This is a genomic window from Streptomyces adustus (assembly GCF_009377175.1).
Taxonomy (GTDB): domain Bacteria; phylum Actinomycetota; class Actinomycetes; order Streptomycetales; family Streptomycetaceae; genus Streptomyces; species Streptomyces adustus.
In genome coordinates this window covers 1-7,901 of the sequence record NZ_VJZD01000344.1, presented here as the reverse complement: position 1 = coordinate 7,901, position 7,901 = coordinate 1, and the positions used below count along the sequence as shown (strand labels likewise).

Annotated in this window: 7 protein-coding genes; 4 read left to right on the top strand and 3 right to left on the bottom strand. The window is 74.0% G+C overall.

Annotated features, from left to right (window positions below; all coding sequences use genetic code 11):
* Positions 1-34 precede the first annotated feature (34 nt).
* Genes FNH09_RS42635 through hutU form a run of 3 tightly spaced genes read right to left on the bottom strand, consistent with a single transcriptional unit; the run spans position 35 to position 4,277 of the window.
* Positions 35-1,393 carry a formimidoylglutamate deiminase gene (locus tag FNH09_RS42635; RefSeq protein WP_420802837.1) on the bottom strand — a complete coding sequence of 453 codons (1,359 nt, stop codon included), beginning with the start codon at positions 1,391-1,393 and terminating at the stop codon, positions 35-37.
* On the bottom strand, positions 1,390-2,607 hold the full coding sequence (locus FNH09_RS42630; RefSeq protein ID WP_162469935.1) for an allantoate amidohydrolase: 1,218 nt from the start codon (positions 2,605-2,607) through the stop codon (positions 1,390-1,392). The genes FNH09_RS42635 and FNH09_RS42630 overlap by 4 nt, the downstream gene beginning before the upstream one ends.
* Positions 2,604-4,277, bottom strand: coding sequence for a urocanate hydratase (hutU, locus tag FNH09_RS42625; protein WP_152895236.1), 1,674 nt, complete (start codon positions 4,275-4,277; stop codon positions 2,604-2,606). The genes FNH09_RS42630 and hutU overlap by 4 nt, the downstream gene beginning before the upstream one ends.
* 115 nt (positions 4,278-4,392) lie before the next feature.
* On the opposite strand from hutU, the gene FNH09_RS42620 reads away from it, so the two are divergent.
* The 4 genes from FNH09_RS42620 to FNH09_RS42605 form a co-directional block, all read left to right on the top strand.
* The gene (locus FNH09_RS42620) at positions 4,393-5,910 is read left to right on the top strand and encodes a type III PLP-dependent enzyme domain-containing protein (RefSeq protein WP_152895235.1); all 1,518 of its coding nucleotides are present in this window, start codon (positions 4,393-4,395) and stop codon (positions 5,908-5,910) included.
* 278 nt (positions 5,911-6,188) lie between these two features.
* Positions 6,189-6,590 (top strand): hypothetical protein, encoded by a 402-nt coding sequence (locus FNH09_RS42615; protein ID WP_162469934.1) that lies wholly within the window; start codon positions 6,189-6,191, stop codon positions 6,588-6,590.
* Entirely contained in the window at positions 6,587-7,405 is an 819-nt protein-coding gene (locus tag FNH09_RS42610; RefSeq protein ID WP_152895234.1) for a transcriptional regulator, read from the top strand. The genes FNH09_RS42615 and FNH09_RS42610 overlap by 4 nt, the downstream gene beginning before the upstream one ends.
* A gap of 46 nt (positions 7,406-7,451) precedes the next feature.
* A partial coding sequence (locus FNH09_RS42605; protein WP_152895233.1) for a roadblock/LC7 domain-containing protein occupies positions 7,452-7,901 on the top strand: 450 nt, incomplete at its 3' end.

Below are 7,901 nucleotides of genomic sequence, written 5' to 3'. Positions count from 1 at the left end.
GCCCTGCACGCCTGACCGGGCGCCCGGCGCCCGGTCAGGCGTGCAGGGCTTCGACGGCGGCCGCCAGCTCGCGCGGCACGTCGGGGACGAGCGTGTGCGCCCCGTCCCGTACGACCTGACGGCCACCGACGACCGTGTGGCGCACGTCCGCGGCGGTCGCCGCGAATACGGCCGTCTCGGCACCGAGCCTGGGCACCGGTCCCGCCGTCCTGACCGAGTCGAGCGCGACCGTCGTGAAGTCGGCTAGGGCGCCCGGCTTGAGGCTGCCCGCGTCGGTCCAGCCCAGGGCGGTGTGGCCGTCGGCGGAGGCGGCGCGCAGCAGTGCGGCGGCCGTCCAGTGGCCGCGGGTACGGGTGCGCAGCCGCTCGTTCAGCTCCATCGCGCGCGCCTCTTCGAGCAGGTCGATGACGGCGTGGCTGTCGGAGCCGAGGGAGAGCGGGGAGCCGGCCCGCTGGAGGGCGACCGCGGGGCCGATGCCGTCGGCCAGGTCGCGTTCGGTGGTGGGGCACATGCAGGTGCCGGTGCCCGAGTCGCCGAGCAGCGCGATGTCGGTGTCGGTGAGGTGGGTGTTGTGCACGCCGGTGGTGTGCACACCGAGCACACCGTGGTCGGCGAGGAGCTGCGTCGGGGTGCGGCCGTGGGCGGCCAGGCAGGCGTCGTTCTCGGCGGTCTGCTCGGACAGGTGCACATGCAGCGGGGCCCGCCGCTCCTGCGCCCATCGCGCCACGGTGGCCAGCTGGTCCGCGGGCACGGCCCGTACGGAGTGGATCGCGGCCCCGATCCGTGCGTGGTCCCGTTCCTTGAGAACTGAACAGCGTTCGGCCCAGGCGTCCGCGCTGCCGTCGGAGAAGCGCAGCTGGTGGTGGTTGGGCGGCTCGCCGAAGCCGGCCGAGAGGTAGGCGGTGTCCAGGAGGGTGATGCGCACGCCGGCTTCGGCGGCGGCCGCGATCAGGGCCTCCCCCATCGCGTTGGGGTCGGCGTAGGGGGTGCCGCCCGGGGCGTGGTGCACGTAGTGGAACTCGCCGACCGCGGTGATGCCGGCCAGTGCCATCTCGGCGTACACGGCGCGGGCGAGCGCGTGGTAGGTCTCCGGGGTCAGCCGGTCGGCGACGGAGTACATCACCTCGCGCCAGGTCCAGAAGGTGCCGGAGCCCACCTGGACGGTGCCGCGCAGGGCGCGGTGGAAGGCGTGGCTGTGGGCGTTGGCGAGGCCGGGGAGGGTGAGGCCGCGCAGGATCTCGGCGCCGGGCGGCGGGGTGGCGACGCCGGTGCGGACGGCCGTGATCCGGCCCCCGGACACCTCCAGGGCCACGCCCGGCTCGACATGGGTGTCGAGCCAGGCGTGCTCCAGCCAGTACGTCCGTGTGTGGATCTGCGGGTGGTTCCGGTTCACCTGCGGGCCAGCCCTTCCAGTACGTCGGCGAGCGCGCTCACCCCGGCCGTGCAGTCGTCCTCGGCCGCGGACTCGGCCGGGGAGTGCGAGACGCCCGTGGGGTTGCGCACGAACAGCATGGCGGTCGGGACGCTGCCGGAGAGGATGCCGGCGTCGTGTCCCGCCCCGGTGCCGAGGACGGGCACCTTCAGGTCGGTGTCGGTGCCCAGGACGCGGGCGAGTTCGTCGCGCAGGGCGTGGTCGAACTCGACGACCGGCGTGAACGACTCGCGGACGACGTCCAGGTCGACGCCGTGGCTCTCGGCATGGGCGCGGGCCGCCTTCTCGATGGCGGTGAGCACGGTGTCCAGGGTCTCCTGCCCGGCGGCACGCGAGTCGAGCCAGCCGCGCACCAGGGAGGGGATGGCGTTGACGCCGTTCGGCTCGACGGAGATCTTGCCGAAGGTGGCGACGGCTCCGGCGAGTTCTGCCTCGCGGCGGGCGGCGAGGACGGTCTCGGCGTACGGCAGCATGGGGTCGCGCCGGTCCTCCGGCCGGGTGGTGCCGGCGTGGTTGGCCTCGCCGCGGAAGTCGAACCGCCAGCGTCCGTGCGGCCAGATGGCGCTGGCGATGCCGACCCGGTCGCCGGACAGGTCGAGCGCCCGCCCCTGCTCGATGTGCAGCTCGACGAATGCACCGATCCGGGCGAGCCGCTCGGGGTCGGGGCCGATGGCCTCGGGGTCGTGACCCGCGGCCTCCATCGCCTGCGGCAGGGTGATGCCGTCGCCGTCGGTGAGGCGGTGCGCCTGCTCGACCGTGAGCGCTCCGGCGGTGAGCCGGGAGCCGACGCAGGCCAGCCCGAACCGGGCGCCCTCCTCGTCACCGAAGTTGACGACGGCCAGCGGCCGGTCGAGCCGGGCGCCACGGGCGCGCAGCTCGTCCAGGGCCGCGAAGGAGGACACCACGCCCAGCGGCCCGTCGAAGGCGCCGCCGTCGGGCACGGAGTCGAGGTGCGAGCCGGTGACCACCGCGTCCCCCTGGGCGGGGTCGCCGAGCCAGGCCCACTGGTTGCCGTTGCGGTCGAGCTCGTAGGTCATCCCGCGGGTGCGGGCCTGCTCCTCGAACCAGGCCCGGCACTCGGCGTCGGCGGCGGTCCAGGCGAAGCGGCGGTAGCCGCCGGAGGCGGAGCTGCGGCCGATCGGCAGCAGCTCCGCCCACATGCTGTGGAACGTCACGCGGAGTCCTCCTCCTGGCCCTCGCGCATCGGCACCCGGACCCCGCGCTCGTCGGCGACGGACTCGGCGATGTCGTAACCGGCGTCGACGTGCCGGATGACGCCCATGCCCGGGTCGTTGGTGAGCACCCGGCGGATCTTCTCGCCCGCGAGCTTGGTGCCGTCGGCGACGGAGACCTGCCCGGCGTGGATGGAGCGGCCCATGCCGACGCCGCCGCCGTGGTGGAGGGAGACCCAGGACGCGCCGGAGGCGACGTTCACCATGGCGTTCAGCAGCGGCCAGTCGGCGATCGCGTCGGAGCCGTCGAGCATGGCCTCGGTCTCGCGGTACGGGGAGGCGACGGAGCCGCAGTCGAGGTGGTCGCGGCCGATGGCGAGGGGGGCGGCGAGCTCGCCGGACGCCACCATGTCGTTGAAGCGCTCACCGGCCTTGTCGCGCTCGCCGTAGCCGAGCCAGCAGATCCGGGCGGGCAGGCCCTGGAAGTGGACGCGCTCGCCGGCCATCTTGATCCAGCGGTGCAGCGACTCGTTCTCCGGGAAGAGGTCGAGGATCGCCTTGTCCGTCTTGTGGATGTCGGAGGCCTCGCCCGACAGGGCCGCCCAGCGGAAGGGGCCCTTGCCCTCGCAGAAGAGGGGGCGGATGTAGGCGGGGACGAAGCCGGGGAAGGCGAACGCGCGGTCGTACCCGGCGAGCTGGGCCTCGCCGCGGATGGAGTTGCCGTAGTCGAAGACCTCGGCACCGGCGTCCATGAAGCCGACCATCGCCTCCACGTGCCGGGCCATCGACTCGCGGGCTCGGGTGGTGAAGCCGGCCGGGTCCTTGGCGGCCGCGTCGGCCATGTCGTCGAAGTCGACGCCGACCGGGAGGTAGGCGAGCGGGTCGTGGGCCGAGGTCTGGTCGGTCACGATGTCGACGGGCGCGCCCTCGGCGAGCATCCGCGGCAGCAGCTCGGCGGCGTTGCCGAGCAGGCCGATGGAGAGCGGCTTGCGCTGGTCGCGGGCCTCGACGGCGAGCTGGAGGGCGTGCTCCAGGGAGTCGGCCTTCACGTCCAGGTAGCGGTGCTCGATGCGGCGCTCGATGGCGCGGGGGTCGACGTCGATGCAGATCGCGACGCCGTCGTTCATCGTCACGGCCAGCGGCTGGGCGCCGCCCATGCCGCCGAGGCCGGCGGTGAGGGTGATGGTCCCGGCCAGGGTGCCGTTGAACTTCTTCGCGGCGACGGCGGCGAAGGTCTCGTAGGTGCCCTGGAGGATGCCCTGGGTGCCGATGTAGATCCAGGAGCCGGCCGTCATCTGGCCGTACATGGTCAGACCGAGCTGCTCCAGGCGGCGGAACTCCTCCCAGTTGGCCCAGTCGCCGACCAGGTTGGAGTTGGCGATGAGGACGCGCGGGGCCCACTCGTGGGTCTGCATGACGCCGACCGGGCGGCCGGACTGGACCAGCATGGTCTCGTCCTGCTTCAGCGTCCGCAGGGTGCGGACCATGGCGTCGAAGGAGCGCCAGTCGCGGGCGGCCTTGCCGGTGCCGCCGTAGACGACCAGCTTGTCGGGGTGCTCGGCGACCTCGGGGTCGAGGTTGTTCTGGAGCATCCGCAGGGCGGCTTCCTGCTGCCATCCCAGGGCGCTCAGTTCCGTACCACGCGGGGCTCGTACGGGGCGGGGTCCTGACATGGTCTGCCTCCTAGCGGATTGTTGCTGTCGTTATTCACATCCTGACTATCTGAATAGAACTAGTCAACACATGGGGCCGTCGACGTGGGCGGGTCGTGGGTGTTTGGCTGAATGCATGGCACGCGAGCCGCAGGCCGACCCGACGGGGGACACAGTGGGCAACGACGACAGCGGAGGCGCCCGGGGCTTCGGCGCCCACGGCCCGAGCGCGGGCCGCCCCGACCGTGCCGGAGTCGGCGGCGGCACCCACGTGGGCTCGCGCGGCGGATCCGACACCGAGCGGGTCGCGCGGCGCGACGACGCGGTGCGGGCCGCGGTGGAACAGGGACTGCTCGGCCCCGGCGCCCGTGTCGTCGCCCTGCTCGACGTCACCGGCATCAGGGAGTCGGCGGCGGCGCTGCGGGCCGCGTTCGACGCCGTGGTGGCGCCCGGCACCCCCGTGCTGCACGCCTTCGCGGTGAAGGCGACCCCGCTGGTGCCGGTGCTGCGGCTGCTGCGCGAGGAGGGCATCGGCGCGGAGGTGGCCAGCCCCGGCGAGCTGGCGCTGGCCCGGGCCGCCGGGATGCCGCCGTCCCGCACCGTGCTCGACTCGCCTGCGAAGACCCCCGCCGAACTGCGTGAGGCGCTGGCGTTCGGCATCGCCGTCAACGCCGACAACCCCCAGGAGCTGGAGCGCCTCGACGCCCTCGTACGGTCGGCCGGCAGCCGCTCCCCGCTCGGCGTCCGGGTGAACCCGCAGCTCGGCGCGGGCTCCATCGAGGCGCTGTCCACGGCCACGGCCACCTCGAAGTTCGGGGTGGCGCTGCGCGACGAGGGAGCGCGCGAGTGGGTCGTGCGGGCCTTCATGGACCGGCCGTGGCTGAGCCGGCTGCACACGCACACCGGGTCGCAGGGCATCCCGCTGTCGCTGATGGCGCGCGGCGTGGCGGAGGTCCACGCGCTCGCCGAGGAGATCAACCGGCGGATCGGGCGGCCGCAGATCGACACGATCGACATCGGCGGCGGACTGCCGGTGAACTTCGGCTCGGACGTCACGGCTCCGACGTACGCGCAGTACGCGCGGCTGCTGCGCGAGGCCGTGCCGGGGCTGTTCGACGGGCGGTACGCACTGGTGACCGAGTTCGGGCGGTCGCTGCTGGCCAAGCACGGGACCGTGGTGGCGCGGGTGGAGTACGCCAAGAGCGCCGGCGGGCGCCGGGTCGCGGTCACCCACGCGGGTGTGCAGGTGGCGACCAGGACGGTGTACGCGCCGGAGTCCTGGCCGCTGCGGATCGCCGGGTACGACGCGAAGGGGCGGCCCAAGCAGGGCCCCGCGGTCGTGCAGGACGTGGCAGGACCGGCCTGCTTCGCGGGCGACCTGCTGGCCCGGGGTCAGGCGCTGCCCCTGCTGGAGCAGGGGGACCACGCGGCGGCGCTGGACACCGGCGCGTACTGCTTCGCCCACCACTACGCCTACAACTCGCTGGCCCGGCCGGGCGTCTACGGCTTCGCCCCGGACGACGGCGGCCGCACGGTCTTCGCGACCGTGCGCGAGCCCCAGACGGTCGAGGAGATCGTCGCCGAGTCGGGAGGAGCGCACGCGTCGGCGCTCACCCACCTGCGAGCTCCCGGACACGCTCACCCACACGAGTGAAACTCCGACCCGGCCGGGACACCCGTACGGGCGGCCGGAGAGCCGGGGCGGGCGCACGCGCGGACCCGGCGAGGGCGCCGGGCGACCGGGTAGGGACGGCGTACAGACAGATACACAGGTGAGCATGCAGGTCATCCCGTAGGAAAACCTGCACAGCCGACCCACCCTAGTCACCCTCAGCATGTTCCACCGGGAAATGCCAGATCCCCACCAGCCGCCCGCGACGGTGCGTAGTTTCTTGGTCACTCAGCCGGACCCCAGGTGGGAGGGGAGCGACGGTGCCCGGAATCGACGAGTGCCTACTGGAAGCGATGCGACTGCCCGGCGCCCGGGGCGCGGCATTGGTCGACTGGACCAGCGGGCTGGCCCTGGGTGTCGTCGGGGAGTCGCCGGGCGGTGACCACGAGGCGGCCGCCGTGGAGGCCGCGGAGCTGGCCCGGCTGGCCGCCGAGCACCGGGCGTTCGCGCCGGGCGACGGCGGGGCACTGGGCGGCGCCACGGCGCTGCCGGTCGAGGATCTGATCCTCAGCAACCGCGACAGCTACCACCTGCTGCGGTTCGTGCCCACACCGTTCGACAGCAGCGTGTTCCTGCACGTGTGGCTGGCCCGCGCGGAGGGCAACCTCGCGCTGGCCCGCATCCGGCTGGGCGAGATGGCCGGACGGCTGGTGCTCGCATGACCGTGATCGGCACCACTCCGCCGCCCCGGCTGCCGGTGCGGGACCGGTCGGCGGCGCACGAGGGGGCGGGCGGCCTCTCGCCGATGCTCACCCGGCTCGCCGCCGAGCGGGCCACCGGTGTCCTCGTCCGCGAGCACGGCTCGCTCCACCTCGCCGACGGCGAGGTGGTGCACGCCGAGAGCCCGCACGCACCCGGCTTCGACGTGCTGCTGACCACCCACGGCACGCTCGACGCCACGACCTGGCAGGAGGCTCTGGCCCAGACCGGCAGCAAGTCCGGCGCCGTCCGGCTGGTGGTCGACCGCGGCCGGCTCACCGCGGGCGCGCTGGAACTGTGCCACCTGGGGGCGCTGTTCGACGCCGCCTACTTCGCCCTCGCGCCGAGCAGCACCCCGGGCCGCTTCCGTTACGGCGGCGGGCACCAGCCCGGCACCGTGCGCCCGGTCACCGTGGACGTCATGGAGCGCGAGACGCTCCGCAGGCGCGAGCTGCTGCGGCGCGTGTGGCCGGATCCGCTGGCCGACAGCGCACCGCTGATCCGGGTCGCCCCGGCGGCGGCGCCCGCGGTCACCGCCCGCCAGTCGGCCGTGCTCACCCTGGTGAACGGTGTGCGCACCGCGACCGACATCGCCCGGGAGCTGGGCAGACAGGCGTTCCACACGCTGGTGGACGTACGACGGCTGGCGGCGGCCGGGCTGGTGGCGCCGCAGCCGCCGCCGGTCCGGGTGTCCCCGCCCGTCCCCGCGGTCCTTTCCGTGTCCGATCCCGACATCACGCTGCTGAAGAGGCTCAGGGATGCGCTGGAGGCCCTTTGAACGGCAGAGCCCGCGACAGCGACCCCTCGCCGAAAGGAGAGAGCTGATGGCGGCCGAGCCCGACATACGCGAGGAGCTGTGCCGGCTGAGGGCCCGGGTGCCCCAGCTGACCGGCGCCCTCGTGGCGAGCGCGGACGGTCACGTCCTCGCCCAGGACACCCCCGGCGTGGCACCGGAGACGGTGGCCGCGCTCACCGCCACGGCACTCGGCGTCGTGGCGCGGCTGTCGGACGCGACCGGCCAGGGCGAGTTCCGTGAGCTGCTCGTGCGCGGGGTGTACGGCTATGTCGCCGCGTACCCGGCGGGCCGCGGCGCCGTGCTGACGCTGCTCGCCCAGGACCGGGTCAACGTCGGCCGGCTGCATCTGGAGGGCCGCCGGTCGGGAGTCCGGATCGGCGAACTCGTCGACGCGGAGACGACGGCCGCGGGCGCGCCCCGGACCGCGCCCGCCAAGCCGCCCGCCTCCGCGCTGTCTCTTATATACTTCCGACCGCGC

What these genes read in the sequence shown, in the direction of transcription:
- hutU (WP_152895236.1), bottom strand. Translation starts at nt 4,277, where the DNA reads ATGTCAGGACCCCGCCCCGTACGAGCCCCGCGTGGTACGGAACTGAGC.
- FNH09_RS42620 (WP_152895235.1), top strand. Translation starts at nt 4,393, where the DNA reads ATGGCACGCGAGCCGCAGGCCGACCCGACGGGGGACACAGTGGGCAAC.
- FNH09_RS42610 (WP_152895234.1), top strand. Translation starts at nt 6,587, where the DNA reads ATGACCGTGATCGGCACCACTCCGCCGCCCCGGCTGCCGGTGCGGGAC.